At 34.4% G+C, this 26336-nt stretch carries 37 protein-coding genes; 5 read left to right on the forward strand and 32 right to left on the reverse strand.

Annotation, left to right across the window (positions count from 1 at the left end):
• Nucleotides 1–453: hypothetical protein (locus tag PHI88_01510; GenBank protein MDD5551818.1), on the forward strand; the 453-nt coding region annotated here is incomplete at its 5' end.
• 77 nt (nt 454–530) lie between these two features.
• On the opposite strand, the gene PHI88_01515 is transcribed toward PHI88_01510, so the two are convergent.
• The 3 genes from PHI88_01515 to PHI88_01525 form a co-directional block, all read right to left on the reverse strand.
• Nucleotides 531–728, reverse strand: a complete 198-nt coding sequence (locus tag PHI88_01515; GenBank protein MDD5551819.1) for a hypothetical protein — start codon at nt 726–728, stop codon at nt 531–533.
• Between the two features lie 392 nt (nt 729–1120).
• Nucleotides 1121–1510 (reverse strand): hypothetical protein, encoded by a 390-nt coding sequence (locus PHI88_01520; GenBank protein MDD5551820.1) that lies wholly within the window; start codon nt 1508–1510, stop codon nt 1121–1123.
• The gene (locus PHI88_01525) at nt 1500–1730 is read right to left on the reverse strand and encodes a hypothetical protein (GenBank protein ID MDD5551821.1); all 231 of its coding nucleotides are present in this window, start codon (nt 1728–1730) and stop codon (nt 1500–1502) included. Before PHI88_01525 ends, PHI88_01520 begins: the two co-directional genes overlap by 11 nt.
• Before the next feature lie 446 nt (nt 1731–2176).
• Between PHI88_01525 and PHI88_01530 the strand changes: the two genes are divergently transcribed.
• Nucleotides 2177–2731, forward strand: coding sequence for a hypothetical protein (locus PHI88_01530; GenBank protein MDD5551822.1), 555 nt, complete (start codon nt 2177–2179; stop codon nt 2729–2731).
• Between the two features lie 119 nt (nt 2732–2850).
• Here the strand turns inward: PHI88_01530 and PHI88_01535 are convergent, their stop codons facing one another.
• The 21 genes from PHI88_01535 to PHI88_01635 form a co-directional block, all read right to left on the reverse strand.
• The gene (locus tag PHI88_01535) at nt 2851–3240 is read right to left on the reverse strand and encodes a DUF3795 domain-containing protein (protein MDD5551823.1); all 390 of its coding nucleotides are present in this window, start codon (nt 3238–3240) and stop codon (nt 2851–2853) included.
• A 69-nt stretch (nt 3241–3309) separates the two neighbouring features.
• Nucleotides 3310–4251 (reverse strand): hypothetical protein, encoded by a 942-nt coding sequence (locus tag PHI88_01540; protein MDD5551824.1) that lies wholly within the window; start codon nt 4249–4251, stop codon nt 3310–3312.
• 12 nt (nt 4252–4263) lie between these two features.
• Nucleotides 4264–5049, reverse strand: a complete 786-nt coding sequence (locus PHI88_01545) for a serine protease (GenBank protein MDD5551825.1) — start codon at nt 5047–5049, stop codon at nt 4264–4266.
• Between the two features lie 32 nt (nt 5050–5081).
• Entirely contained in the window at nt 5082–5813 is a 732-nt protein-coding gene (locus PHI88_01550) for a hypothetical protein (GenBank protein ID MDD5551826.1), read from the reverse strand.
• Between the two features lie 80 nt (nt 5814–5893).
• Nucleotides 5894–6067, reverse strand: coding sequence for a hypothetical protein (locus PHI88_01555; protein MDD5551827.1), 174 nt, complete (start codon nt 6065–6067; stop codon nt 5894–5896).
• 353 nt (nt 6068–6420) lie between these two features.
• Entirely contained in the window at nt 6421–7035 is a 615-nt protein-coding gene (locus PHI88_01560) for a MutH/Sau3AI family endonuclease (GenBank protein ID MDD5551828.1), read from the reverse strand.
• A complete protein-coding gene (locus tag PHI88_01565) occupies nt 7032–7850 on the reverse strand; it encodes a DNA methyltransferase (protein MDD5551829.1) in 819 nt (272 codons plus the stop codon). Before PHI88_01565 ends, PHI88_01560 begins: the two co-directional genes overlap by 4 nt.
• Before the next feature lie 119 nt (nt 7851–7969).
• Entirely contained in the window at nt 7970–8695 is a 726-nt protein-coding gene (locus tag PHI88_01570; protein ID MDD5551830.1) for a tetratricopeptide repeat protein, read from the reverse strand.
• A 388-nt stretch (nt 8696–9083) separates the two neighbouring features.
• A complete protein-coding gene (locus PHI88_01575) occupies nt 9084–9608 on the reverse strand; it encodes a hypothetical protein (GenBank protein ID MDD5551831.1) in 525 nt (174 codons plus the stop codon).
• A 95-nt stretch (nt 9609–9703) separates the two neighbouring features.
• Nucleotides 9704–10480 carry a hypothetical protein gene (locus PHI88_01580; protein MDD5551832.1) on the reverse strand — a complete coding sequence of 259 codons (777 nt, stop codon included), beginning with the start codon at nt 10478–10480 and terminating at the stop codon, nt 9704–9706.
• Between the two features lie 4 nt (nt 10481–10484).
• Nucleotides 10485–11066, reverse strand: coding sequence for an RNA polymerase sigma factor (locus tag PHI88_01585; GenBank protein MDD5551833.1), 582 nt, complete (start codon nt 11064–11066; stop codon nt 10485–10487).
• An 88-nt stretch (nt 11067–11154) separates the two neighbouring features.
• Nucleotides 11155–11763: a class I SAM-dependent methyltransferase gene (locus PHI88_01590; GenBank protein MDD5551834.1), complete on the reverse strand. Its 609-nt coding sequence runs from the start codon at nt 11761–11763 to the stop codon at nt 11155–11157.
• Nucleotides 11764–11904: 141 nt separating this feature from the next.
• Nucleotides 11905–12138 carry a hypothetical protein gene (locus tag PHI88_01595; protein MDD5551835.1) on the reverse strand — a complete coding sequence of 78 codons (234 nt, stop codon included), beginning with the start codon at nt 12136–12138 and terminating at the stop codon, nt 11905–11907.
• Nucleotides 12139–12152: 14 nt separating this feature from the next.
• The gene (locus tag PHI88_01600; GenBank protein ID MDD5551836.1) at nt 12153–12563 is read right to left on the reverse strand and encodes an AraC family ligand binding domain-containing protein; all 411 of its coding nucleotides are present in this window, start codon (nt 12561–12563) and stop codon (nt 12153–12155) included.
• A 57-nt stretch (nt 12564–12620) separates the two neighbouring features.
• Nucleotides 12621–12932 (reverse strand): hypothetical protein, encoded by a 312-nt coding sequence (locus PHI88_01605; GenBank protein ID MDD5551837.1) that lies wholly within the window; start codon nt 12930–12932, stop codon nt 12621–12623.
• Nucleotides 12933–13107: 175 nt separating this feature from the next.
• A complete protein-coding gene (locus tag PHI88_01610) occupies nt 13108–13479 on the reverse strand; it encodes a hypothetical protein (protein MDD5551838.1) in 372 nt (123 codons plus the stop codon).
• A 57-nt stretch (nt 13480–13536) separates the two neighbouring features.
• Complete coding sequence (locus PHI88_01615; protein MDD5551839.1) at nt 13537–13995, reverse strand: hypothetical protein; 459 nt, start codon at nt 13993–13995, stop codon at nt 13537–13539.
• Between the two features lie 174 nt (nt 13996–14169).
• Nucleotides 14170–14529: a thioredoxin family protein gene (locus PHI88_01620; protein ID MDD5551840.1), complete on the reverse strand. Its 360-nt coding sequence runs from the start codon at nt 14527–14529 to the stop codon at nt 14170–14172.
• Between the two features lie 84 nt (nt 14530–14613).
• A complete protein-coding gene (locus PHI88_01625) occupies nt 14614–15219 on the reverse strand; it encodes a hypothetical protein (protein MDD5551841.1) in 606 nt (201 codons plus the stop codon).
• A 4-nt stretch (nt 15220–15223) separates the two neighbouring features.
• Entirely contained in the window at nt 15224–15832 is a 609-nt protein-coding gene (locus PHI88_01630) for a hypothetical protein (GenBank protein ID MDD5551842.1), read from the reverse strand.
• 5 nt (nt 15833–15837) lie between these two features.
• Nucleotides 15838–16332 (reverse strand): Ada metal-binding domain-containing protein, encoded by a 495-nt coding sequence (locus PHI88_01635; GenBank protein MDD5551843.1) that lies wholly within the window; start codon nt 16330–16332, stop codon nt 15838–15840.
• A 57-nt stretch (nt 16333–16389) separates the two neighbouring features.
• On the opposite strand from PHI88_01635, the gene rpmA reads away from it, so the two are divergent.
• The 3 genes from rpmA (at nt 16390) to PHI88_01650 (ending at nt 17333) form a co-directional block, all read left to right on the forward strand.
• Nucleotides 16390–16662: a 50S ribosomal protein L27 gene (gene rpmA / locus PHI88_01640; GenBank protein MDD5551844.1), complete on the forward strand. Its 273-nt coding sequence runs from the start codon at nt 16390–16392 to the stop codon at nt 16660–16662.
• Nucleotides 16663–16803: 141 nt separating this feature from the next.
• On the forward strand, nt 16804–17073 hold the full coding sequence (locus tag PHI88_01645; GenBank protein MDD5551845.1) for a hypothetical protein: 270 nt from the start codon (nt 16804–16806) through the stop codon (nt 17071–17073).
• Between the two features lie 5 nt (nt 17074–17078).
• Complete coding sequence (locus tag PHI88_01650; protein MDD5551846.1) at nt 17079–17333, forward strand: hypothetical protein; 255 nt, start codon at nt 17079–17081, stop codon at nt 17331–17333.
• 75 nt (nt 17334–17408) lie between these two features.
• Here PHI88_01650 and PHI88_01655 read toward each other — a convergent pair whose 3' ends face one another.
• The 8 genes from PHI88_01655 to PHI88_01690 all read right to left on the reverse strand — a co-directional run bounded on the left by PHI88_01655 (nt 17409) and on the right by PHI88_01690 (nt 26323).
• A complete protein-coding gene (locus PHI88_01655; GenBank protein MDD5551847.1) occupies nt 17409–19037 on the reverse strand; it encodes a CTP synthase in 1629 nt (542 codons plus the stop codon).
• A gap of 2 nt (nt 19038–19039) precedes the next feature.
• Nucleotides 19040–19588 (reverse strand): 50S ribosomal protein L9, encoded by a 549-nt coding sequence (gene rplI / locus PHI88_01660; GenBank protein ID MDD5551848.1) that lies wholly within the window; start codon nt 19586–19588, stop codon nt 19040–19042.
• Entirely contained in the window at nt 19585–20211 is a 627-nt protein-coding gene (locus PHI88_01665) for a glycerol-3-phosphate acyltransferase (GenBank protein ID MDD5551849.1), read from the reverse strand. Before PHI88_01665 ends, rplI begins: the two co-directional genes overlap by 4 nt.
• Nucleotides 20212–20268: 57 nt before the next feature.
• The gene (locus PHI88_01670; protein ID MDD5551850.1) at nt 20269–20970 is read right to left on the reverse strand and encodes an anaerobic ribonucleoside-triphosphate reductase activating protein; all 702 of its coding nucleotides are present in this window, start codon (nt 20968–20970) and stop codon (nt 20269–20271) included.
• Nucleotides 20967–23075 (reverse strand): ribonucleoside triphosphate reductase, encoded by a 2109-nt coding sequence (locus PHI88_01675; protein ID MDD5551851.1) that lies wholly within the window; start codon nt 23073–23075, stop codon nt 20967–20969. The genes PHI88_01670 and PHI88_01675 overlap by 4 nt, the downstream gene beginning before the upstream one ends.
• Nucleotides 23076–23118: 43 nt before the next feature.
• Entirely contained in the window at nt 23119–24228 is a 1110-nt protein-coding gene (gene ftsZ / locus PHI88_01680) for a cell division protein FtsZ (protein MDD5551852.1), read from the reverse strand.
• Between the two features lie 111 nt (nt 24229–24339).
• Nucleotides 24340–25584, reverse strand: coding sequence for a cell division protein FtsA (gene ftsA, locus PHI88_01685; GenBank protein ID MDD5551853.1), 1245 nt, complete (start codon nt 25582–25584; stop codon nt 24340–24342).
• 7 nt (nt 25585–25591) lie between these two features.
• Nucleotides 25592–26323: a 50S ribosomal protein L25 gene (locus PHI88_01690; GenBank protein MDD5551854.1), complete on the reverse strand. Its 732-nt coding sequence runs from the start codon at nt 26321–26323 to the stop codon at nt 25592–25594.
• Between the last annotated feature and the right edge of the window lie 13 nt (nt 26324–26336).

Genomic DNA, 26336 nt, shown 5'->3' on the forward strand with positions numbered 1-26336 from the left:
GACAACGCAATAACTTCAAGAAAAATTAAAACAGGGAATGTTAAAAATTCTGATGTTGCAGACGGAGCAATCACAAAATACAAGATTGCAGCTGGCGCTGTTACGGGTTCAAGGATCGCAAATGGAGCAATAGCCACGGTGGATTTGAGCGATGAAGTTGATGATCTTCTGCCCGAATATATTGATGCAGATACTTATAATTTAAATTTCAACGCAATTCCAGCAAATTCCTGTACGGAAACAGATCAAGTTTTTACGACTGCTCTTCCTGGCGATTCCTTTTCTGCAACGCCAATGCCGACCCTTAATGGAGTCGAAGATGACACCGATACAAGCTGGACAGTTTGGTCAAACGAAATGGGACATGTAATTTTGAGGATTTGTAATTCTGGCACCGAAGCAACGCATGATATTGCCCAACAAATATGGGCGATAAGAAATTTCACTTGGTAAAATAGAAAAGCTGAAAATATATTATAATTTTTTAAATAAAAAAGGCGGGAAACCTTTAGATTTCCCGCCATGACAACTTAGTGCTCGGCCTTGTTCCGCGCCTGGTCTGCCTCGTCAACCACGATCTTGGCCCTTACAACGTACTTCTCGGGACAGTCTCCGAAGAGAGGACGAAGACTATGCTCTGGAAACACGACTATGCTTTTGGTGCAGTTTGCTGGCAGTTGCTCCAGGTCTAATCTGGAGACAAGGACTTTGATCTCTTTTTCCGCCATAGACAATCCCTCCTTAGTTCGGGCTTAAAATTACCTCGTGCGTCCACTTTTTTGCGGCAAAGAGCTTATAACTAAAGCCCTGAATTTCCAGCCTTAAACGATCAGGGGAAATATACATATCCTCTGTTGGCTGGATGGCAAAGCCGTTTTTAAAATCGCACAGCTCGCTTTCAAGGTTAGGGCTCGGATTTCGCATGCACACCTTGCAGATGTCCTCGCTGAAATCAACTCCAAGAGAGTGTGCACAACCGTAGCACTCGTTATACATATCAAAACCTCCTTTTTGTGATGTTAATCTGCTAACCTATTTATTACAATTTTTACTGGCATTTGTCAATAATATAAAAGGCGGGGCTTTGCGGCTCCCGCCTTGAATTGTTTTTATGTCGCCGTTATGGAGTCGACGCTTCAATGTGTACTTCGGCGCAGTAAAGGTACTGATTTATCAAGTCTTGATCTGAAAGTTCCTGACACCCCGGTTCTTCTTCCTCCGCGTAGAGAAGATTTGCAAAGGGTCGCTTAACGTCCTCATAAATCAGAACGAAACAAACCCCTTTGGGAGAAATTAAAAAACGAACCTTTGTGCCGTCTTTTTTCTTCGCACACACCTCTAGCGCCCCGTTTGCCTCCTTGCCTGTTATTTGGGCCCGAATCAATCCCCTTTGATTTGCAACCCACTGAGGGGAACCTTTTTCGAGACCGGGAGAAAGGGAAAGAAAACCAGCAATCAATGCCACAAGAATGACGATGATTAATAAAACCAAGCATCGCTCAAGCCTCATTCTCGATCACCTCCCCGTTTTCTTGTATTAGGGTCTGTTCGTCGTCCTCATTCTGGGTAAGCATTTCCAAAACTATCCTTACTCTTTTCTTCCCAGGAACTAATATGCGAACAATTTTCTCAATCCTTTCCGGATGATCATGCTGAAGCTGACGAAGAATTGTTGCCATGTTTTTTAACACCGCCTCTTCATCGCCCGATTTCTTTTCAAAAACCCTCATTTTGCCCCTCCAGTTTAGTACAGTTATTCTCCCAGAATCAAGCCGTCTTTTGTCAGGTAATTGTAAACATGAGGTATATCGTCCTTTATCTTGAATAACATTGACGGTGGTATTTGCTTGTAAGCCTCACAGTCTTTTGCGTATTCAGGGTCAAGTGGATTTTTCGTATCGGGAGCGCAATTCTTTGATATGAATCGCATGCACGACGCGCAACAGCGAAGTATTTTTAGATCTTCCATTTTTACCCTCCTTTTTGTTTGTAAAAGAGCGTCAATATAATACCATTTTTAAAAACTAAGTCAACCAAAAATAGCCGACTTTAGGGCTGTTTTTTAGGTCAATTATCTATTTTTATTTTCTGTTGAGATATTCCTATTAAAAGTTTATAATTAATTAACATTAAAAATTAAAACAAAGGCCGATCAAGTAGTTGAATCAAAAAACATATGGACAAAAAATTCATTTTAGGCTTCCTTGTCGGCGCAATTTCAATACCGCTTATTGTTGGAGCGGCAATAACGACTTCCCAAATTGCAGACAACGCAATAACTTCAAGAAAAATTAAAACAGGGAATGTTAAAAATTCTGATGTTGCAGACGGAGCAATCACAAAATACAAGATTGCAGCTGGCGCTGTTACGGGTTCAAGGATCGCAAATGGAGTCGTGGCGCGAGTTGATTTGGACCCCACCTTGCAATATAACATTCCAGAATTTGTTTCAAACCGTGCAATAAGCTTAGATTATCCAGCAATCGGCGCAAATTCTTGTACAGATCGTTCAATTTTTGTTTCGGGCGCAGTACAAGGGCAGAGAGTTGTTGCCAATCCAGAAGCAGTTTTCGGCGGAATGGGAAGTCAATCGAGCACAATTTGGACAGCGTGGGTTTACGCAGATGATTCTGTAGAACTACGAGTTTGCAATACGAGCTCATCACCAACGGCAGATATTCCTGCTGAGTATTGGATGATAACAGTTTTTAGTTATCCGGAGACAATATAAGGGTGTTAAGTGTTAAAAAATAAAAATGTTCTTGGAAAAAAGAACTCTTTGTTTCGGTTTCTAAACGATTTACAAATTCAAACCTAAAAATAATTTTGGAGGTTTTTTTCCTTCACTTTTTACTTTTCGCAAACAGGGCAGCATCCCCTATGCACGCAAATTGTACCGCCGCAATTTTTACAGCGCCACCGTGTTTCCTCTTTCTTCACAAATTTTCTTATTCCAAATCTTTTAATATACTCAAGATTTTCAATCTCGCTCATATTGTATTTTGTTCTGTATCTTTTATCTAAGTGCTTTATTCTCTCACAGGGAAAATCTTTACATTCAAAACAAAAACCCGACTTTGTTTTTTTTAAGTTTTTGCAGTTTTTAATTTTGCACCTAGCAATGCTAACCGGTTCTTGTTTATTAAATGAACGACATCCAGGACACTTGTTTTTTTCTCTCAAATATGCCATGCAGATATTGCAATTCATCCCACATGGCGCTATAAGTTTTGTTTTCATTTTTTATTTCGGATAACCGATGTAAACCGAACTAAAGCTGGTTTTGATTGTTTTTTACTTTTAAACTCTTCAGATTATCAAGAAAGGTAGAAAAGAAATCTTTTCTTTTGAGGTGTAATTTTTGATTTTTGGTACGGTTACTTTTATCTTTTCATTAACTTTTTCTAATTTTTCTTGTTCTTCTTTGTCTTTAGAAAAAAATTTTTCATTACAGAAATTACTTAAACGATATCCTGTTAAAAATAAAATGACAGAGACTTTATATAAATGATTTTTATCTTTTTCTGCTTTAACGACATTGTTTAATAAAAAAATGTTCCCATGTAAATATTGCGACAACCAAGTATGCATATTTTGAAGAGTATCCGCGCTTAAATTAGTTCCAATGATTGTTTTCAAATGAGGCTCAATTTGCTTAAATAAATATTCACTAGTTACGCCAGGGAAAGTTCTTTCTATTTTCTTAAAAAATGCTTCTTTTTTTTCGAAATTATTTTTCTGTTGATTTTCGTAAAATTTTTTTTCTGATGGTTTTACATGATTAATTAATTTTTTATATAAGTCTAAAAAAATTTTATTCTTCTTGTCTGTTGCTAATATTCCGCTATAGCACATCCAGTATTGAATTGCTTTCTCTTGTTGTTTTTCTTCGGGTAAAAGACCAAAAAATATTATTTTAGAGTAACAAATCTCTAATAAAGTTCTCATACCAAACTGGATTAATGGGTCTTCTAATCTATCAGATATCATATTATAAAAATTCCAAAACGAAGATAAAAAAATCGATATAAAATTTTTGGGCTTGATTATCTCTTTAACAGCAACTTCTTCAAAAGGCTGCATAATTCCATTTACTAATATATATTTTTTGCCGGCATAAATTTCGGGAAATTTAACTTTAACTGAGTTTTCTGCTTCTAGTTTTGCCACTTGGCCTTGTCCATAAGAAATTAGATCTTTTAAAACTACTTGTGTTTCAATAATAATGGGTGCAGTGTTATTTTTATCCATAAATTTTTACTCCTAACAATTAACTATTTCTTTTATTATCTCCGAAAACCAAATAATACTTAGTGAATGAGGAATCTCTTTGTTCTCTTTGGTTCTCCATATTGGCTGACCAGAAAACACTCCCACCAGAAGCATTTTTAAAGTCCCAACATGGATTGAGTTTCTCCCATCGGCACCTTCAGTAATATAATCTTTTAGGTACATAAAAACAGGACTACCGCTCATTCCTTTATGAGTTTCAACATCTCCAAGCATAAATGGTTTTCCCTGAAAAGCGACTCCAAATGGACTAGAAAGATGTCCAACTCTCGTTATTGGCAGATTGTTCAAAATATCATACCAACCGTATGGATAACCCATTACAAATATCTTTTCAAATCCTATTTTAAGATTTGAAAAATCTAGCAAATCATTCCCAATTGTAACAAAAATAAATTTATGCCTATCTAGATTTATAGGAATACATATCACGTCGATTTCTTTGTTATTATGTTCTTTCCATATTTGTTCTCCTTCCTTATAAAGATTTACTGAAACTTCTTCGTTCTTTGACAAATTATTTTGATCGGAATGTAAAATTAGTCTTAGTTCATCTATTTTCGGCTTTGAATCATTGTGGGAATAATCTTTACCATAAATAACGTGTTTATTGGTTACCAAATAAACATTATTTTCTTTATCAGAAAAGAAAAAACCTGTAGCAGAATAATACTGATTGTTTCTAAGAAATTTTACTATAGTCGTTGTTAAAAAAATTGAATCAACTTTAACAATATTTTTATTTTCTTGTTCCTCCATAAATTTCTACTTCTTAATTAAATTTTCGACTTTTAGATTTTAAATTCTTTCAATGGAAAAACATACCCTTCTTGATCATATTTATCATCACGAGAAGGCGCTAAAACCGGCAGTTTAACAAAATAAATTCCTTTGAAATTGGAATTAATACCATCAGGAAATAGGTTTTTTATTTCTTCCGGGCTGAGAGAAGGAATTGTTACTTCAATTAATAAAAGTAGATTTTTTATAATAAGCTCGGGATATTTTTTTTCTTTTTCTTCAATGCACTTAATAATTGTTTTTTTCTTTTCTTCATCCGACATTACCTTTCCTAAAATAGAAGTAACTTTTAAACCTGGCACATCACAAAAGCCACGTTTATGAAATGTACCATATTTTCTATAAGCAACATTTTGAATATTTATTTCCTTCTTTAATTTTTCGGATTTGATAAGAACATCTATGGCAGAAGATTCTTCGCGGTCATCGCTAATGCAAAAATCAAGACTATTTTTTTTATTAAACCAGTCCACGAAAAATCTTGCATTGTTTATCTCTCTTGGTCTTTTATATTTTTTAAAAGAGGCGTCTTCTACTTTCCTTCTTAATTTATTGATGTTTATATGTATTTTTTCTTTTATCCACTTAAGCTTATGACCGCAGGTAAAAATTAATAACTCTCCACCGTCGCTAATCTTATCTATTTTATATAATCTCCCTTTTCCGCAAAATGGGCATCTGCCTTCTTTTATTTTTCTCTTTAAAAAATCTATTTCTTCCATAAATTCTTGCTATTGTTTTTTAAAAATAATCTATGTTATAATCTGTCAAAGACTACCTCCACGCTTATATAACTTATATATTAGTATTTTGTTTTATCTACCAATATATAATGTTGGCCTGGCTTAGGTGTCGGGGCTAAACGTTTGCCTTTGGTAGCAGTTCGTTCTTCTCCCGTCCTTTTGCCTTTCGAATCGACAATCTCAAATTGACCGGATTCTTCGGCTTTCTGGCCAGAATTAAACATTTTTTTCATGTTTGTAATTCTATTTAAACGAGCCGACGATTCTCGCTAACTGCACTTGCAGTCTGCTGTAACCTGCTTGCAGAAAGCGGACGGAGGTAGCCTTTGACAAAGCACAACTATAAGTGTGTTTTTTTATTACTAAAAAAACCAGCGTCCTATTGCTGGCTTTTAGATTGCGCGCTTATTTTAAAAGTGTTGGGAATCCTTACCGCCAGTAATAGAAATTACTGCGTTCAAAGTTCAAATAGTAGATTTGAATTAGCACTCTCGACCTTTGACTGCTAATATAGTATTTTAAGGATATAAAAATTGTTGTCAAGGCTTAAGACTGCAAAACTTATTTTAGAATAAATTTTATTAAATTATTTTAAACCTAAAATCAATTTTACAAATTTCGTTCTGGCATAAAATGCGCGACTAATGCTTCCATGCCCAGGTCCTTTTGTCCTAGGCTGTACTAGCTCCCCCATTTTTCCCGTTAAATGGTCAAAACCTTTCTTCTTTATTGTTTCTTTTACTAACTCATAATCTTCTTCTACTTGTTTTTTTATTTTTTTATCCACCAAATCAAACGTTCCAACACTAATCAAAATTGAACGTTTTTCTTCTTTACTTTCAAATTCTCTACCACAAATAATTAAGCTTTCTAATTTTTTTAAAAGATGAGAATTTTCGAACTCCGTTTCAGCTACATTTTGAGCATTAATCATGGTAATCGCCATTGTTTCCTTTGGAACATACTTTCCATCTTTTTTCTTCAATGGCACTAATTTTAACTCCCAAGATTCTCCGTTTGGCGCTTGACGACAATTTAAGCCCAGGCCCAAACAATGTTCTAAAACATGTCCCGCCCATCCTTTGTTTAATTTACCATTTTTAAAAACAGTAACATTGTATTTATCAGATAATACTCGCAAATCTTCACCGATGAATTTCTGTAACTCAGCAACTGCTTCTTCTCGAGTTATAGTTTTCATTTTTTGTTTCTTTTATTATTAATATTTTTCTTTAGTTCCTTAAACCTCTTTATGGATAAATCTAAATATTTTTTTTCCGTATCAATGCCAATAAATTTTCTGCCTAATAAATAAGACATAATTCCAGTTGTTGAGCTTCCTGTAAACGGATCTAAAATTAAATCTCCTTTGTTTGTGCTTGCTAATATAATTCTTTTTAATAACGCCTCTGGTTTTTGAGTTGGGTGCTTCCCAAACTTTTTCTCAATTGGCTTTGGTGTACCAATCGCCCAAACAGAGCGCATTTGCAACCCTTTCTTTTTTAGTTGATCCTCTGGCCAATCGCCATTTTTCATTTCATTATAATTAAATATGTGTTTCGCGTTTTTTTCTTTTCTCGCCCACAGTAAAGTTTCATGGCTCGCGGTGAAAAAACGACAGCTTAAATTTGGTGAAGCGTTAGGTTTAAACCAAGCAACATCATTCAAAAAATGAAATTTATTTATTTCTAAAGCAAAACCACATTGATAAATGGAATGATAGGTTCCGCTAATCCAAATTGTTCCTCCTGGTTTTAACACACGTCTGCATGCTTTTATCCAGTTAAGATGAAATTGAAAATTCTTTTTTGTGCCGTTACTTAAATCCCAATCTCCTTTTTTTACACTAACCATTTTTCCATTCTTACAGGTAAAACTACCGCTAGAAAGAAAATAGGGTGGATCAGCAAAAACCATATCAAAATAATTTTCTGGAAACTGTCTTAGAACTTCTAAACAATCTCCTTTATAAAGAGTAAAATTTTTATCTTCGAAATATGGTTTTCTTTTTTCCATATTCCCTTATTCTACCAAAAAACCTCTTTAAAGTAGAGGTTTTAAATAAAAGCGTTTAAAGCGAAGCCGGATAGTTAAGTATTGGGTGCTACAATAAATAATTTTATCGCTCACTATATTTAGGCCTCTTTAATGAAGGATGCCAGATCTGCAGCAGCTCTACCGTCTGCTTTTTTAACTATTTCAAATTCTTTTCTTGCATTTTCACGATCACCAATACGAGAATATATCTGACAAATGGTGTAATGTGCTTTCAGGTAGTCTGGTCTTAACTCTATTGCTTGCTTTAATGCTTCTATAGCCTTATCCTTATCACCCTTGTCATTTAGAGCTAATCCTAAGTTAAGGTATGGTTCTGGTTTGTTAGGCTTCAATCTTATTGCTTCTTGATAAGCCGTAATTTCTTTATCGTGTTGACTAATTTTTCCGTATGCTAGACCAAGATTGAAATAAGCTTCTGCTGAAGAAGGCTTTTTATCAATTTCTTTTTTGAAAGATTCAATTGCCTTGTTATAGTCACCGGCAATATAGAATTTGCGTCCTTCATTGCTTACACCGATATACCAAAAAGAAAAATAGATTGAGGAAAAAATCCACAAAAATCTTAGTGGAGTTATAGCACTTAATAATCCCAATATAAATGAAGCAGGCAGCATCCAAAGTAGATGAAATGGAGAAAGACGGAGTAATAATACTAAAACTATAGAAACAGTCATAAGAAATCCTAAAAGTTCCATTGATTTTTCCGTTGCTTGTTCATTCTTGGCTTTTCCCCTGACATTTAAACACCAACCTAAAGTAAGCAGAACACTAAACCCCAATATGATATATTCGATAATATTCATAAATATGGCAATATAGGTTTGGCTATTAAAATTATTTATTATGATAATTAATCACCATAGAGACCTTATTCTTTATTATTGCTCCGTTTTATAAATAAATCAAGAAAGATTGTTTGATTATTATATAACATATTGACATTATTAAATTTTTATTTTCTTATAAAGAAATTCCGCCAAAAATCTTAACATTTCTTAACATTTTTTGAAAAAATACTAAGTTTTACTAAGTTTTTCTTGTTCGGTTAATAGGGGTTAACTGTATTTCGTTCCATTATCTTTTAAAAAATATCAATACAATTAATATAAAATAAATAATAAATACAAAAATTTTATAAATGAAAAGAAGGGCAAAATGCCCTTCTTTTTGAACAATCAATCTCTTTTTTGTCTATTTTTTTTCTGCGTTATCACAAATTCCATTTTTATCAGCATCAATAAAGTTTGGGCCCTCACTTTGATTCATTCCCTGTCCTTTACCTTGTCCTTTGCCCTCACCCTGTCCTTGGCCATTTCCTCCTTTTCCTGCCCAAGCTGGCTTTCCTGGAAAATCTTCTCGCAATACTTTATCTCCAAGTTTTGTTATAAGGAAAGTATTACCTTTTTCTTTCGCTCTTTCTCCATCAACTTCGATACCTTCTATTTGAAGCTTATCTCCAACTTTTGGAGACTCACTGTACCATACGGGTCCAATTCCTGCTGTGTATTCTTTGTTTGTATCAATGTCCTTAAAGGTTATTTGACGATTATTAACCTTCGTAATTTCTGCATTAATTTTAAGAGAATTTTTTTCTCCAGTTCTTGTCGTTACTGTCCCCGTTTTTGTAGCAGCAAAAGTAGGTATTGCAACTGCAGATATAATTCCTATCAGAAGACCAATTATCGTAAAGACTACTAAATATTTTTTGTTTTCCATATTTTTTTCTTCTTACGTTTTTTTTGCGACCTTTTTGAAATGTAAGTTTTTCCCTTACACTTATTTATACGCAAGAAGAAAAATTTTCTTTCATTTTAGGGATTTCTAATTCCTCCTTTAAAGTTTTTTATATTTTGTTGCAATTTGTTTCTAAAGCGCCCGTTTCTTTGACCTCCTTTACCCGAAATCCATGGTCTTATCTCTTCTGCAATAAAAATATTCAAATCTTTTGTTTTGCCTATTATTTTTACTTTACCTCCTTCTTGAATAGTAACATTTCCCTTAAAGTTAGTATCCCTTGCCTTAATTTGCCAAATTTTATTCTTAAAATCTTTTAATGAAAATTCACTTTCGTTTTTTACTTTCACTATAACACCCCCAAGTAATCCTTTTTCGGGATTGGTCCAAATTTCTTGTCTTTGATAAAAAGTTTTTCTGTAATAAGGAAAATTATCTGCGAAAACATCGTTTATCCTTTCTCCAAATCCAAAAGAATAAAGAAAAGATCCTAAAATAATGCTTATTATTATGCTTAAAATTAAAACTAAATAAGTTTTGTGGCGATAACCCCCCTTTGTATTTTTTAGATTATAGTCTGCAAGAAATAAAAAAACTGCCAAAAAAATAATCCATAAATACGGAAGGCTACCTATCAAGTATTCAAAAAAACTCTTTTGGAAATATTTATAAATATCCCAATCATTGCTTAAAATCATAAAAAGCAAAACGGCAAAAGAAATACTTCCGATTATTATCGAAAGTCCGAAAAACAACCATGTTACATAATTTTTTAAGAGAAATCTCCACCTTGGAACAGGTGTTATTTTTTCTTTTTTTATTCTCTCTAAGGTTTTTTTGCTAATTTTTTCCATACTATTAAAAAGTTATATTTTTTTCTTTTACTTCTTTTTTAAAGCGTTCCCTTGCTCTGTTCAAAAGCGTAGCTACAGAACCCATCGGAATTTTTAAAATATCTGATATTTCCTTATAATCTTTCTGCTCAAGATATTTTAGTTCTAGAATTTCTTTATATTTTTGGTCAAGATTTTTTAAAACTTTTTTTACAGTTTCTTTTTTATATTTTTTTTCAAGATGAATGTCCGTGGTAAATTCTGAAGACAGGCTTTCCAAAAAATCATTATCTTCAATAAAAATCATTTTAGGTCTTGCTTTTCGCTTACGCCAATTGCTGATAACTTCATTGTGCGCAATCCGATAAATCCAGGAAGAAAATTTAAGTTTTTTATCAAAGTCATTTAAGTTCTTGTATACCTTAATAAATGTTTCTTGCAATATGTCCTGGGCATCTTTTTCAAAAAGTCCTGAAATTCTATGAATATAACGCAAGAGTTTCTCTTCGTATCTTTGCATTAAACATAAATAATAATCTTCATCTTTTAATGTTAAATACGCCAATTCTTCATCGGTCTTGCCATCGCATTCTTCTTTTATAATCATAAAGATTTTTCACTAAAATATAATTTTAATTATATTATACCGTAATCTAAATAATACGTATTCTGAAAAATTTTCTTTCAAAATATTTTTATTTAGTGTTTCTTACTTTTGTGACGTTTATAAGCCCTGACATTAAAAAAGAAGTTTTTTTTGGATTTAATTTATTATCTTTTAGTATTTCTGGCAAGCCACCGCTTTTCAGATATTCTTTAAAGCGCTCTTTATCAACAGAGTATTCTATAGTTTTTATAAAAAGCGAGATAATGTTTTTTGGTAAAGGAGAAGAAAAATCAACAAAAATTAAAAAACCGTTCTTTTTTACAACTCTTTTCATCTCAAATATTATTAGCTTTCTTAATTTTTTTTCTGTTTCATGCAGTCCAAGTGAAATTAAAGCAAAATCAAAAGAATCATTGGCAAAAGGTAGTTTTACAGCGTCAATATTTAAAAAAGAAATATTTTTAAAACCAAACTTATCTTTTCTTTTTTGTGCAATTTTTATCATTCCAGGATTAATGTCAACTCCGGTAAAATTTATTTTTGGCTTTAATTTTAAAAAATAAAAACCCTGGTCTCCCGTACCACAACAAACATCTAAAATTTTATCTCTATCCTTTGCCTCACTAAAACGCACAATGAATCTTCTAACGTCTTTTAATAGGGGATCGATAATATTTGAATAATTTAAAATAATCATTTCTTTATCTTTTCACAATAAAATATTATTTTCAAGATTTTTTGATAAAAAAAGAAATTAAGGCCATTCTATGCATAATAAATAAGCGGTCGTTTTGCGCGACCGCCATACATCACCTCCTTTCAAGAACGCGTACCTTTATTAGATCCCTTCCTCGCATACCCTGCTTATTAGGACGCTTTGCTTGAGAGCAAAGTCAGTCACATTGGCTACGATCTCATAGCGAGGTTTGGTGTCTCCACTCTTGAAGTTCGGGACTTCCCGAATCTCCAGGAGCAATTCTCTCATTTCATCAAAGACCTTTAGTTCGGCTATATCCTCGATGCCATCCTGCCCCACGCCTTCGTCTTTCAATCTGTAAACAACTTCCATCATAACCCTCCTTTAATTTACCATCTTTGACCCCTGCGGTTATAGATTACATCATCAGGGTTAAAGGGAGGAATCGAAATACACCAGAATTCCAGCTCATGTGAACCATCAGGCTTTGCAGCATGCAAAGCTCCTGGTGGAATTCTTATCCCGGTACCCCGAGTAAAGGGTAAGATTTCGTCGTTAAGGAATATCTTGCCCTCTCCTCTCCACAGGACATAAATCTCTTCTCCAACATTGTGATGGTGGATAACATCCGGTCCGCGCAATGTTATAAGAGAAAAGCTTGCTCCTGCACGCCCCTCTTTTAAGGGCACGAATTCTTCTGCTGTACCAAAGACCTTACCCTCATGGAAAAGCTCGACTACTCTTGAGCCTGAATTCCAAAGAATAATAGGCTCCTGGACAGTTGGAATCTCTGTAAGCATTTTTACCACCTCTCTCAGTTTTTGTTTTATGAAATGAACGGTTAGACGGACAGGCGCTTAAGTAAATAACTTGCGCCAAGTTCTCTTCAGGGAACGCCAGATCATCATGGATAAAGTAAGATAACCAATACTCCTTTCTGAACAGAACTCAGGAGTCTCTTTCTTTTGAAAAAGAACCTCATAATAAATCCCCTGTTCGAAATGCAAAATCCTAACTACCCTTCCCCTGTTCGCAGGATTTAGTATATTCCCATAAAGAGAATATACTCTGTCTCCGATACGAAACTCATCTCTTGGCATTCCTGTCATGAACTTTTCCAATGACGATCCTGGTATTGTATGCACCTCCCCAAATTCTGCCTTTGCCATAATACACCTCCTAAAAAACCCAATCCTAATATATGTGTTTTTATATATCATTAAAAAAACTAAGTCAATAAATTATGGACTTGCGATGTTGATAATTTTAGAATTTAAATAGAACAGGCGAGGAATTCGTAAACTCCCCGCCCTATATATAATTATTTCTTTGCCTGAACTATGGCTAGGATCTAGAACCGCATGTATAGATATCGATTCTCCCAAGTAGACTCTTTGGGACATACACTATTGTAAGCGAAAATCCCGAATAGTTCTTACGAACAGCGTAGCCAAAGCCTTCTTCGGGTTCTCCAAGCCCAAATCGGTCCTTTATCACCTCCCAGAAGTGACTGATAACCTCCTCTGATGTATGTTGACATTCATTAGCCTTGAAGTAAAAGTGCTGTATCGCCAGAGAATAGGCAAAAAGCACTATCTCTGGCAATAAAAGAGCACCAATCACCTCTTTTACGTCGGAAAAACCATCAGAAGGAAGTCTTTCTTGTGCTGCGATTATGTCTTTGAATCTCAACTTCTTTATCGCCGTCTCCACCATTTCATCCAAAACAGTAGCACCTCCTCTTAAGTAGAATACTTTATCTCTAGTTACAAACTAGTTCCTTATGGCAATCCTTTCTCTCTGTATCTTTTCTGTTGCAATGAAATCAGAGATCGTGTATATTGCACTTTCCATTTCACAAGGAATCCAGAGAGATCTTCCTACAATGCCCCTTTTTCCATAAAGGGCAAAGAAAAAAACGGCTGCCGAAGATATCGACGAATTGATTCTTATCGGCGGGCTTAGAGGAAAAAAATCTAAATCAAGACGAGCCTGACCACGGACTTCTTCGTGGTAGATTTCTCTTCCTCTTCTGTATTCCATGAGCCTTGGCGTCGAACCATTCATTACTTTTGTCGGCTTTATCTCTCCCAATAAATCGTCTCCATCCACCCTATACAGAAAATAGGGTCCTAAGGGAAGAAGTGGCAATGGTTCCCCGCATCGGACATCGAAGTGTTGCCTAACCTTTGCAGCTAACTTTCCTTTTGGCGCAAACAAGAATACCATCATTTTAAAGTACACCTCCTAAAACAAGCTTTTAACCATTTCTGTCATTAAAACACGACTTTTTTATACAATAAAAATTAACTTTTTTCAAGTTTTCTTATGAAAAACGCCCCGACGAATTAACGTCGAAGCGTTGAGCTATATAAATAGGGCCTCAGAGATGAAATCTTGCCACTTTTAGGGCAAAAAGTTCACTATATCGTTTGGCCTTGGAACCTGGCCTGGCCACTTACGTATCATAGTGCGACCCTTGGCATCCACCAGCATGAGAGTGGGGATCGTCAATACGCCCCACTTATAAGCCATCTCTCTTCCGTCATCCTCGTCTATGTTGTAGATCTCGTGATTCGGGAATTGGTTTGCCACCTCTCTAGCAAAACCAGATCTTTGACAGTTGTTACTGACAAAGACAATGAGTCTGACCTCACTGCTTCCGTCCTTTTTCTGGACTGGTCTCTTAGAAGAATTAAAATCCTCTATTGCTTTTGCAGAATCGGAGATGATTCTTTCAAGCGGGGTCTCTTTTGCATAAAACATTTTTACCTCCTTTGTTTTGTGTGCTGGCTACATTATCCAAAAAAAACAACCATTGTCAAGGTTTGCTTTTAAAAAAAATAATCTTTACTGCCAGGTTATTTTAAACTCATCGTAAGAATCGTTGTTATAAAGTGATTTTGTCTGTTCAACTTTTATATTCTTACTATTTGTTACCATTTCAATAAGCTTTGCTAAATATCCTCTAGTATAAGTATAAACAGCCTGGTGAAATTTTTTAAATCCTTCAAGACGCAAAATTGCATAGTGTTCTTTTATATTGTATTTAGTGCACTTAATCTCTCCAAAATCAAAGTGACGACGCCAGTGTTTCGGCCCCTCAAGAAGCATTTTTTCTATAGAAACATATTTCATAAAAAGTTTTGTCACAATAGAATACATTGGCGCTTGATATCCTATATCAAAAGCTTTCTCTTCTTCCCATCTAAAATTTTCTAAAACAGCAAGACAAATTAAACAAGCCCAAGCCTCGGGATACATTTTAAAAGAAGAAAAGCTCTTTAGTTTTATAGGACAGCCCAGGCCTTCAAGTCTCCATTCTATTTCCTTTACAGTATCCTCCCCTCTTTTATCAACCAAATAACCACGATAGGCTCCAAAAATCGCTCCACTGACATTGCCTTTTATTTTTAGTATTCTTTGTACTCCTGCCTTGGTAAGTTTAATCGGCATATTTTTACTCCCAGGTTATTTTAAACTCATCGTAAGGATCGTTATTGTAAAGTGATTTTATTTGTTCAACCTTTACCTTTTTACCTTTTGTCGCCATTTCAATCAATCTTGTTAAATAACCCCAGATATAAAAATATACAGTTGGGTGAAATTTTTTAAATCCGTAAAGCCGTAAAATGGCATATTTTTTTTCTCCATTATAATTTGCGCATTTCATTTCTCCAAAATCAAAATGCTGACGCCAGTGACGATTTGATTCCTTTAGTATTCTTTCGATAGAAAGGTACTTCATTAATAATTTTGTCAAAACAGAATAAGCAGGTGCAGCATATCCTACCTTGAAGGCATCTTTCTCGTCCCAACCGGCAACCTCTAAAAACGCGAGACAAATCAAAGAAGAATATGCTTTAGGGTACCACTTGAAAGTAAAAGCATCTTTGAAAGTTATTTTAAGACCAAGATCTTTTAGTCTTTTTTCAACTTTTATTGCTCCTTCCTGGCCAATATTATCGACGATAAATTGATAATATGCCTTAAGAATTGAACCATGAACATTGCCTTTTATTTCTGCAATTCTTTGAACCTCTTCTTTTGTGAGTTGAATTTTTGCCATTTTTTTTATATTCCGGGGCAGTTTTTTGCCGGACGGTACCCGGCTTTTTCGGCTTCGCTCTTTGAACTAAAACATCTTTTATTTTCCTCGTTTATTCTTTTTGCGCCAGGACAATCTGGTAAATGAAAAACATCGCTGTTTTTACTACCAACATACTGGCAATTTCCGGAAGATTTTAGTACGGGATCACTTGAATTTTCTTCTGATGTTTCTTTTGAAGGTGAAGAATTTTTTTCTTCTGTTTCTGTTGCTACTTCTTTAACTTCTGCTTTCTGACTTATTGTTTCTACAGGCTCTGGATCTTCTTTTTTAAATTCAATTTCCTCTATGCTAATTTTGTCTTTATTTTCAGCACTAGCTAAGTTTGAATATTTTAAAAACTGATTACTTGCCATTAACCATCCTCCGCCAAAAGAAAGTAAAGCAATTAAAATAACACCAATAACTAAAACAATATCGGCTTCGTTTTTCTTGAAAAAATCTTTAAGTTGTGATATCATGTTTTTTGTTGAAATTAGGGAGCTAACGCATTAATTTTTTAATTTTATCAAAAAATTATGTCAAAAACAAAAGCTACAGGAACTACCAAGTTAGGAAGAGACTCAATATCTAAAAGATTGGGTATTAAATTGTATTCCGGACAAACAGCAAAAGCCGGCAATATTATAGTTCGTCAACGTGGTACAAAATATCTTCCAGGAAAAAATGTCAGAAAAGGAAAAGACGATACTTTGTATGCTGTAAAAGAAGGCAAGGTTAATTTTAAGACCATAAAAAAAACCTGTTTTGATAATAGAAAAAAGATTGCAAAAATAGTAAACGTTGTTTAGGAATATATTATAAATAATAACAATAAAAGGTGCTTTCAAAAGCGCTTTTTTTGTTTGCATCTTAATTGACAAAATATCACATTCTGGTATAATTTAAAGCGTAAATGTACATTTTAAATAATAAGGAAAGGAAGGGTAAAAATGAAAAGAAGGGATTTTGTCTTCGGATTAATCCTGGTAATACTGTTCATTCTGGTGGCAGTAGTGCCGCTCGTAATAACACTGGAAGCTACTCAGGTAGACCCAAAAGAGGGTACAAAATTGAGGCTCCAGGCGATAAGAAGTCTCCTTGAGAAAGCGGACGAGGAAGGCATTCTTATCGAAGAAGGAAAAAGGGTAAAATTCGAGGCAAAAGCGAGAGAAATCAGGAAAATCGTATATTCTGATTCTAGCGAGAGCCGAAAGGGGTAAAGATGATGAACCTGGTAAAAAGAATTGATGGAAAAGCGGGATGCCAGATCGCTATGGTAGTTCTGGCGTTCGCATTCAGTGCTGTGCTTTGGACAATGACCGGTAAATGGCCTACGATCTTCGTCTTGCCAGGTCTTTCTCTCGCACTAGTATCAGGAGCCGCCTTAACTAAGGTGGTTGCAAAACGACCAAGGGAGTCTATAGTCGTTATTATTGTCCTGATCCTAATCACCGCCTACGTCCTATTCTTGGCCTTATAATCTCATCAGCACATTCGTCACACAATAAAAAGACCGCCGTTCTTCTTGAACGGCGGTTATGTTTTTTTATGGGTTTTATTTTATCTTCAAAGATGCTTTTAGGAATTCTCTAAATAAAGGATTTGGTTTTAGAGGCCGCGAGGTAAACTCTGGATGAAACTGGCTTGCCATAAAGAAAGGATGTTTTGGAATTTCAACTATCTCAACAAGTCCTGATTGAGGGTTTATACCAGAGATAACAAGACCTTTTTTCTCTAAAGTATCCCTGAATGCATCATTTACTTCGTATCTGTGCCTATGTCTTTCTGAAATTAAACTCTTTTTGTAAGCTTTTTTTGCTCTTGTTTGTGGCTTTATTTTACAATCCCAACCGCCAAGACGCATTGTACCTCCATAATGTTTTTCTTTTATATGCTTTTTCTGTTCTTCCATAATATCTATAACAGGATATTTAGCTGTCTTTTTAATCTCTGTAGAGTTTGCATCTTTTAAGCCGCAAACGTTTCTTGAAAATTCAACCACTGCAAGCTGTAATCCAAGACAAAGACCAAGAAATGGAATTTTATTTTCCCTGCAATATTTAATAGCTTTAATTTTGCCCTCTACCCCCCTGCTTCCAAAACCACCAGGAACTATAATACCATCAAGTTTTTTAAGCTCTTTTAATTTTTTGGGATTTTTTTCAAAATCTTCTGTATCTATCCAGATAATTTCTGGTTCTGTCTTAAAATAATAGCTTGCGTGTTTTATTGCCTCAATAACTGAAATATAAGAATCAAGAAGGGTAAAAACTCCGGATCTGAAATATTTTCCGGCAATACCAATTTTAACTTTCTTTTTAGGATTTTTAATTGTGTTTATTAATTGTTTCCATTCCTTAAGATCTTTCTTCTTTGGTCTTAAGCCAAATTTAGTAAGAATTCTTGAAGAAAGATTATCTTTTTCAAAATTAAGTGGCACCTCATATATCGAATCTATGTCAGGGGCTGATATAATGTCTTCCTTCCGAACATTACAAAATATAGAAAGTTTTTCTTTTCTCCTATCGTCCATTGCTTGAGCGGAACGACCAATGATTATGTCTGGTTGTATACCCGCAGAATAAAGAGCTCTTGTAGCATGCTGAGTTGGTTTTGTTTTCATCTCCCCAAGCATCCTTGGCACTGGTAAATAGCTTACTAACACAAAAAGAACATCCTTTGGCTGGTTTAGATGTAAAATTCTCGCAGCTTCGAGAAAAAGTAAGTTTTCATACTCGCCTACAGTTCCCCCAATCTCTATTAAAACAAAATCTGCATTTGTTTTCTGGCCTGCTTTTTTAATCCTCTTTATTACTTCATTTGGGATATCAAGTACAACCTGAACGCACCTTCCGTTATATTCTAAGTTCCTTTCTTTGTAAATTACACTCTCATAAACCTTTCCTGTTGTCATATAATTATCCTCATAGATATTTCTGTCTAAAAATCTTTCATAGTTTCCAATATCTTGATCGCATTCCTCTCCATCCTCTGTTACAAAAACCTCTCCATGTTCAATTGGATTCATTGTTCCTGCGTCTACATTAATATAAGGATCTATTTTAATTGCTGTAACCTCAAATCCTTTCGCTTGTAAAATTTTTCCAATTGAAGCTGTTGCTGTACCTTTACCAACTCCAGACATCACACCTCCACAAATAAAAATATATTTTGTTTTTGCCATTTTTATTTATTATTTTTTTTACTTTGCTTTTTTTGTGTCTTTTTTTTGGCTGTTTTTTTCACAACTGTTTTTTTCACAATTTTCTTTTTAACTACTTTCTTTTTCTCTTCTTCTTTTATAACACTTAATTTAAATTTATTCTCGATTCCCTCTGCTAATTTTACAGTTACTTCGTGAATTCCTGTTTTAGAAATTGGTTTTTCTAAAATAATATTTTTCTTCTCAAGTTCAAAACCTTTTTTCTTAAGAATATTTAATAATTTTGGTGCGCTAATTTTTTCAAAAAGTTCTCCTTTTATACCTGTTTTTGATTTTACTTCTATTTTTAATTTTCCGAGTTTTTCTGCTGTCTGTTTGATTGATTTTGACATTTCCTCGTCTTTTTTCTTTTTAACTTTAAGCATTCCTTCTCTCCATTTTAATTTTTCTTCTGTTGCCAAAGTAGCAAGTTTTTTTGGTATTAAAAAATTTCGGGCGTATCCCGCCTTTACTCTCTTTAAATCTAAATATTCTCCCAACTTTGAAACGTTTTTTAATAAAATTATTTTCATTTTTTTAAATTATTTTTTTTAATCTGACGATCTTTAAAAAACATAGGAACTGAAAATATTAAAGAAGAAAAAGTATAAACAGAAAAATGATTCGTCGCAGAAGAAACAATAAACATAACTCCAAAAAATATTCCGCTAAAAAAATTACTTGTTTTAAACTTCTTTTTAAATCCGGGCAATATAAAACTTTTTTTAGTTCTTAAAAAAAATAAAATGGGTAAAAGGATGATTAAAAAGCTTATTAAGAATTGCTCTGGTAGTATATAAACCAAACTGCCGCCCGTTGTTGCAGCTCCTTTCCCTCCGGTAAATTTCATATATAAAGACCAATTGTGGCCAATTATTGCCGCTAATCCCGCAAGAATAACTACTGTTGGTTGTCCCGAAAATTTTTGCGCAATAAAGACCGAAATCAATCCTTTTAGAATATCAAGTGCCGCAACCAAAAGTCCGTAAATTTTTCCAACTTTTCTCCATGTTAAAGAAGCTCCCCTCGCTCCATCTATTGCTCTATCTCTGATATCCACCCCTTTAAACTTTGCTATTATAAAAGCAAAAGGAATTGATCCCAAGAGATATCCAAGAATTATAACTAAAACACTAATTCCAAGGGTCGTAATCATTTTTATAAAAAACCCGCCGAAAAAGCAGATTTGAGTTTTTATATTTTATATCAAATTCTATCTAATTTTACAAATATCAAAGTTTAAGGATATCTCTTTTACTATTTTTTCAATTTCTTCTCTTGATAAAACTGGCATCTCTTTTAAATTAGGGTTAATAATTTCTTTTGTAGAGAGAAATTCCTGTAAAAAATACTTTTTGGCGGGCTTTATCCAATTCACTATACTTAAAATATCTTTTTTTGAAATTCCAGGAGCTATTGTAGTTCTAAACTCAAAATCAACTTCCTCTGGTAATGATTTTAAAAAATTAATACTTTTTTCAATTCTAGAGATATCAATATTTCTTCCCGAATATTTCTTATACTTTTCTTTTGGCGCTTTAATGTCCATTGCAATATAATCAAAAAGATTTTCTTTTAATAGTTCTTCTAAAACTTTTGGTAAATAGCCATTTGTATCAATTTTTACTAAAAGACCAAAAGACTTAATTCTTTTAATAAATTTTTTAATATCTTTTTGAATAGTTGGTTCACCCCCACATATTACAACGCCATCTAAAACATCTTTCCGCTTTAAAAGAAAATTAAATATGTAATCCTCAGAAATTGTCGGTTGATTTTTTATTTTCTCTGGCAAAACAAGTTCTGACGAATAGCAAAAAGGGCAACTAAAATTACATCCTAAAGTAAAAACTGTGGCTGCGATTTTCCCAGGATAGTCTATTAGAGTGTTTTTTTGAAAACCACCTATTATCATGAAATACGTTGGGATATTTTGAAGTTTTTCCTTTGTTTAAACTCCTGTTGCTTTCCTTCGTTCCATTGCTGAACTGGTCTTAAATATCCAACGATTCTTGAATATACTTCACAAGGCTGGTCTATAATACACTTAGGACATGCAAAATGTTCGCCCGGCATATAGCCATGCACAGGACAAATAGAAAAAGTAGGACTTATAGTAACGTAAGGTAAATTATATTTTGTAAACGTTTTTTTAATAAGTGATTTCAATGCCGCTGTTTCTGAAATTTTCTCGCCCATAAATATATGCAAAACTGTGCCTCCTGTATATTTTGTCTGAAGATCATCCTGTAAATCCAATGCTTCAAAAATATCATCGGTATAGTTTACGGGTAATTGACTAGAATTTGTATAATAAGGTTTTTCTTTTGTGCCTGAAGTTACTATATCTGGATATTTTTCTTTGTCTTTTTTGGCAAGTCTAAAAGATGTTCCTTCTGCGGGAGTTGCTTCTAAATTGTAAAGACCCCCATCGTCTTGTTGATATTTAGTTATTTGAGACCTCATAAAATCTAGAACTTCTTTTGCAAATTTATTGCCTTCTTTTGCACCAATGTTTTTCTGAACTGGTTTAAAATTTAAAATTGCTTCATTTAAACCAACAAGTCCAATCGTTGAAAAGTGATTTCCCCAATACCCTCCTCTTATCTTCTTTACGCCCTCTAAATAATGTCGGGAATAAGGATAAAGTCCTTTCTCAGTAAGATCTTCTATTGTTTTTCTTTTAATCTCAAGACTTTCTTTTGCTATGTCCATTAATTTCCCCAGTTTATCAAAAAATTCTTTTTTTGTTTTTGAAAGATATCCTATCCTTGGCATATTTATTGTCACAACTCCAACACTTCCGGTTAGGGGGTTTGAACCAAAAAGCCCCCCTCCCCTATGATAAAGTTCTCTGTTATCAAGTCTTAACCTACAACACATAGAACGAACATCGTCCGGCTTCATTTCAGAGTTTATAAAGTTAGAAAAATAAGGAATCCCGTACTTGGCTGTCATTTCCCAAACTGGCTCAATTATGGGATTTTCCCAATTGAAATCTTTTGTAATGTTGTAAGTCGGGATTGGAAATGTAAAGGGTCTGCCTTTTGCATCCCCTTCCATCATTACCTCAGCAAAAGCTTTATTTATTAAATCCATTTCATTTTGAAATTCGCCGTAGGTTTCATCTTTTGCCTTACCGCCAATAATAACCGGCTGTTTTTTTAATATTTCAGGAACCTTAACATCCATTGTAATATTAGTAAAAGGAGTTTGAAAACCAACTCTTGTTGGTACATTACAATTAAAAAGGAATTCCTGCATTGCTTGTTTCACCTGTTCATAGGTTAAATTATCATAACGCACGAAAGGAGCTAAAAATGTATCAAAAGAACTAAACGCTTCAGCTCCAGCGGCCTCTCCTTGTAGTGTATAGAAAAAATTTACAATTTGACCAAGAGTACTTCTTAAGTGTTTTGGTGGTTTTGATTCCATTTTGCCAAAAACTCCACCGAATCCTTTTAAAAGAAGATCGTAAAGATCCCAACCACAACAATAAGGACCTAGGGTCTGAAGATTATGAATGTGTATATCCCCACCTGCAGCTGCTTCCCTTACTTCGGGCGGATAAACTTTATTTAACCAATATTTCTTTATAATGGCGGAAGAGACATAATTATTAAGACCCTGCAAGGAATAAGACATATTACTGTTTTCACGAACTTCCCAATCCATCTCCCCAATATACTGATCAACCATATCAGCTGTATCTTCTATTGAAACTCGCATTTCTCTCAATTTTCTATGCTGATCGCGGTATAAAATATATGCTTTGGCTGTTTCTATATAATCTCCCAAAATCAAAGCCTCCTCTACTATATCTTGAACCTGTTCAACCGTTGGAATTCCTTTGGTTTTTTCTTCGAGAGTTTTTAAAACTTTCTGAGTAAGTTTTTTTGCTATGTCGCCATCTCCTTGACTAGTTGCAATTAAGGCTTTGTGAATGGCTTTTTCTATTTTTTTTGAATCAAAATCTACTATACGGCCATCACGTTTTTGGATTTGAGTAAATCTTACCATTTTTTTATGGGTCTTAGTTTTAAAACAAGATAAAATAAAAAAATTAATCTTTCTCTTCTTTTTCTTCGTTCTTTCCTTTTCTTCTTAAAAAAGCTGGAACGTCCCATTCACTTCCTTCGTCTTTCTCTTCTTTTTCTTCTTCATCTTCTCTTCTTGAAGTAAGTCCTGATTTATTAATCTTTGGTTTTATTTCGGGAATATTATTAAATCCAGTTGCGATAACTGTAACTTTAACTTCGTTTTTTCTTAACGCTTCATCCATTACAGCTCCAAAAATTATCTTTGCGTCGGAATCAACTGATTTTGTAATCATCTTCGATCCTTCGTTTACTTCGCTCATTGTTAAATCTTCTCCTCCAGCGATAGTAAATAATAGCCCCTTAGCCCCGTCAATTGAAACTTCAATCAGGGGTGAATTTACAGCCTCGTGTGCTGCCTCTTCCATTCTACTTTCTCCCTTCGCTCTTCCAATGCCCATTAATGCCCAGCCGGAATCTTTCATAATTGTTTTGACATCAGCAAAATCAACATTTACTATCCCGGGTTTTACAATAAGATCTGAAATTGCCTGGACTCCCTGAGACAAAACATTATCAACGTAAGAGAAAGCATTAATTAATGTAACTTTTTCATCAATAGTTGTTAAAACCTTATCGTTTGGAATTACAATTAAACTATCTACCTTATCTTTAAGCTCCGAAAGGCCATCTTCTGCAATCGACGCTCTTTGCTCGCCCTCAAAAGAAAATGGTTTTGTCACTATTGCTACTGTAAGAGCACCTGTGTTTCTTGCAATATCTGCAACAATTGGAGCGCTTGGCGTTCCTGTGCCACCACCAAGTCCAGCGGTTATAAAAACCATATCTGCTCCTTTCAAAGTTTCTTCTACTTCTTCTCTTGACTCTTCGCACGCTTGCCTACCTGTTTCTATATTCATTCCAGCACCAAGACCACGAGTAACACTCTTTCCAATAAGAATTTTTTCAGGGGCCTTACAATGATGAAGAGCCTGAGCGTCTGTGTTTATCCCTATAAAATCGATCCCTTTTATCTTTTGCCTTACCATTCTAGAAACGGAATTACAACCTCCTCCTCCGACGCCAATAACTTTAATTCTGGCAAAAGATTCAATTTCTGGTTTTACTTGTGGCATAAATTTTTTGAGCAACGCGATAAAAATTTAATGCGTAAGCTCCATAATTTTTTGAGTTTAGTAAAAAAATAAAAACAACAACCAAGGTTCTTATTTTAACAGATTATTTCTTTAGGGCAATAGCCCCTCAAACCATTTTTTGGCTTTGGAAAATTTATTTCCAATCTTTAATTTTTTAGGAAGTACAAATCCCTTATCTTCATTTTCTTTCATCTCCCACAAAAGCAGTCCTATTGCTGTCGCAAAAGAAGGATCATCAACCTTATCAACAATACCCTCAACCCTAGACGGAAAACCAACCTGGCAAGGTAGATGAAGTTCCTTTTTGACAGCCTCTTCCATGCCTGGTATTCTTGCACTCCCACCAGTCAAAACAACACCACCAGGTAAAAGCCTTTCTCTTTCAATTTTTTTAAGTTCCTTATTAACTAATTCTAAAATTTCAGTATTTCTTGCTTCAATTACATCAATTAATTTTTTTCGCGATATTTTTTTATCGCTCTTTTCATCGCCAAACTCACTAAGATTGATTTCTTCTTTCCTCCCTCCTCCATTGGCACAAGCCATGCCATATTTTAATTTTAATTTTTCTGCAACTTCAATTGATAATTGAAAAGCAATCGCAACATCATTTGTAATGTGTGAACCACCAATTGGTAAAACAGAAGCGGAAAGAAGATTGCCGTCCTCAAAGACGCAAAGCCCGGTTGAACTTCCCCCGATATCCAAAACTAGAACACCAAGTTCTTTTTGGCGCTTTGAAAGTACGGCTTCAGATGCCGCGAGAGTTGAAAAAACAAGACCACTTACACTACTTCCTGCTTCCTCAACAGCTTTCATAAAGCCGTTAATATAAGAGGTTGATGCCATGATTACCTCGCATTCTACTTCTAATCTTACTCCGTGCATTCCTAAAGGATCACGGATTCCTTTTTCTTTATCAACGATAAATTCTTTTGGTATAACGTGAATAATTTCTTTATTCTTTGGTAAAGAAACAGCCTCTGCCGCCTTAATAGCTCTTTGAACATCATCGTCTGTAATTTCACCATCTGCTCGAGAAGCAGCAATAACACCTCTTGAGGTTATAGATTGAATATGTGGTCCGCCAACACTTGCAATAAAACTAGGTATTTTACCTCCGGTCCTTTGTTCTATTTCATTAATGTTTGTTTGAATTGCTTCTCCTGCATCGTCCTGATCAAAAATCTGACCTCTTCTAATTCCTTGAGATTCTGTAGTATTTGCTGCAATAATCTGCAAAGGAAGATTAGGTAAAATCTCGCCTACTATAGATCTTATACTTGAAGATCCTACATCGAGCGCAAAAATACAATTACTAGATCTTGAAGACATAATGTCTTTATTTTTTAGAATTATCTTTTTTATCTGCTTCTTTTTTTGTTGCCTCTTCTGGGACTTTTGTTTCTTCTTTACCTTCTGCCACCTCTTCACCTTCCTCGCCTTCCTCTTTCTTCTCGCCAACAACCTCAATATCTTCAATTTTCTCTTCTTCTGGCTCTTCTTCTATCTTTTCTTCTTTCACTCTACCAACAACTGCTACTATCTCATCTGGTTCGGCTAAAATTTTTACTTGTTCTGGTACAACTAAATCTTTAATTTTAATTTCATCATCAAGCTGGGCAAGTGAAGAAACATCAACTTCTATAGAATGTACAAGATTATTTGGCAATGCTTTTATCTCAATTTCGTGCAAGTTTTTAATTAAAACACCACCCAATTCTTTCTCTGCGGGAGACTCGCCTTTAAAATCAAGGGGAACAGTAACCTCTACTTCTTCATTCATTGGAAGTTGAAAAAAATCAGCATGGAGAAATTCTCCCGACAAAGGGTCCTTTTGAACCTCTCTTATAAGAACGGGATACTCTTCTTCTTTGTCTCCTTTCATTTTCAATTTAATAATTGTGCTCTCGCCCGCTTCTTCATAAGCACCTCTAAAGTCGTTATAATTTGTCTTTATAGGAATGTTTCCAAGTTCTTTCCCATACACAACAGCAGGAAGTAAATTATCCTTTCTTAAAAAATCTGTTTTTTCTTTCAATTTTTCTCTTTTTTCAACGATTAAAGATAGCATATCGAATTAGCAA

This window comes from Candidatus Paceibacterota bacterium (genome assembly GCA_028716825.1).
Taxonomy (GTDB): domain Bacteria; phylum Patescibacteriota; class Minisyncoccia; order Minisyncoccales.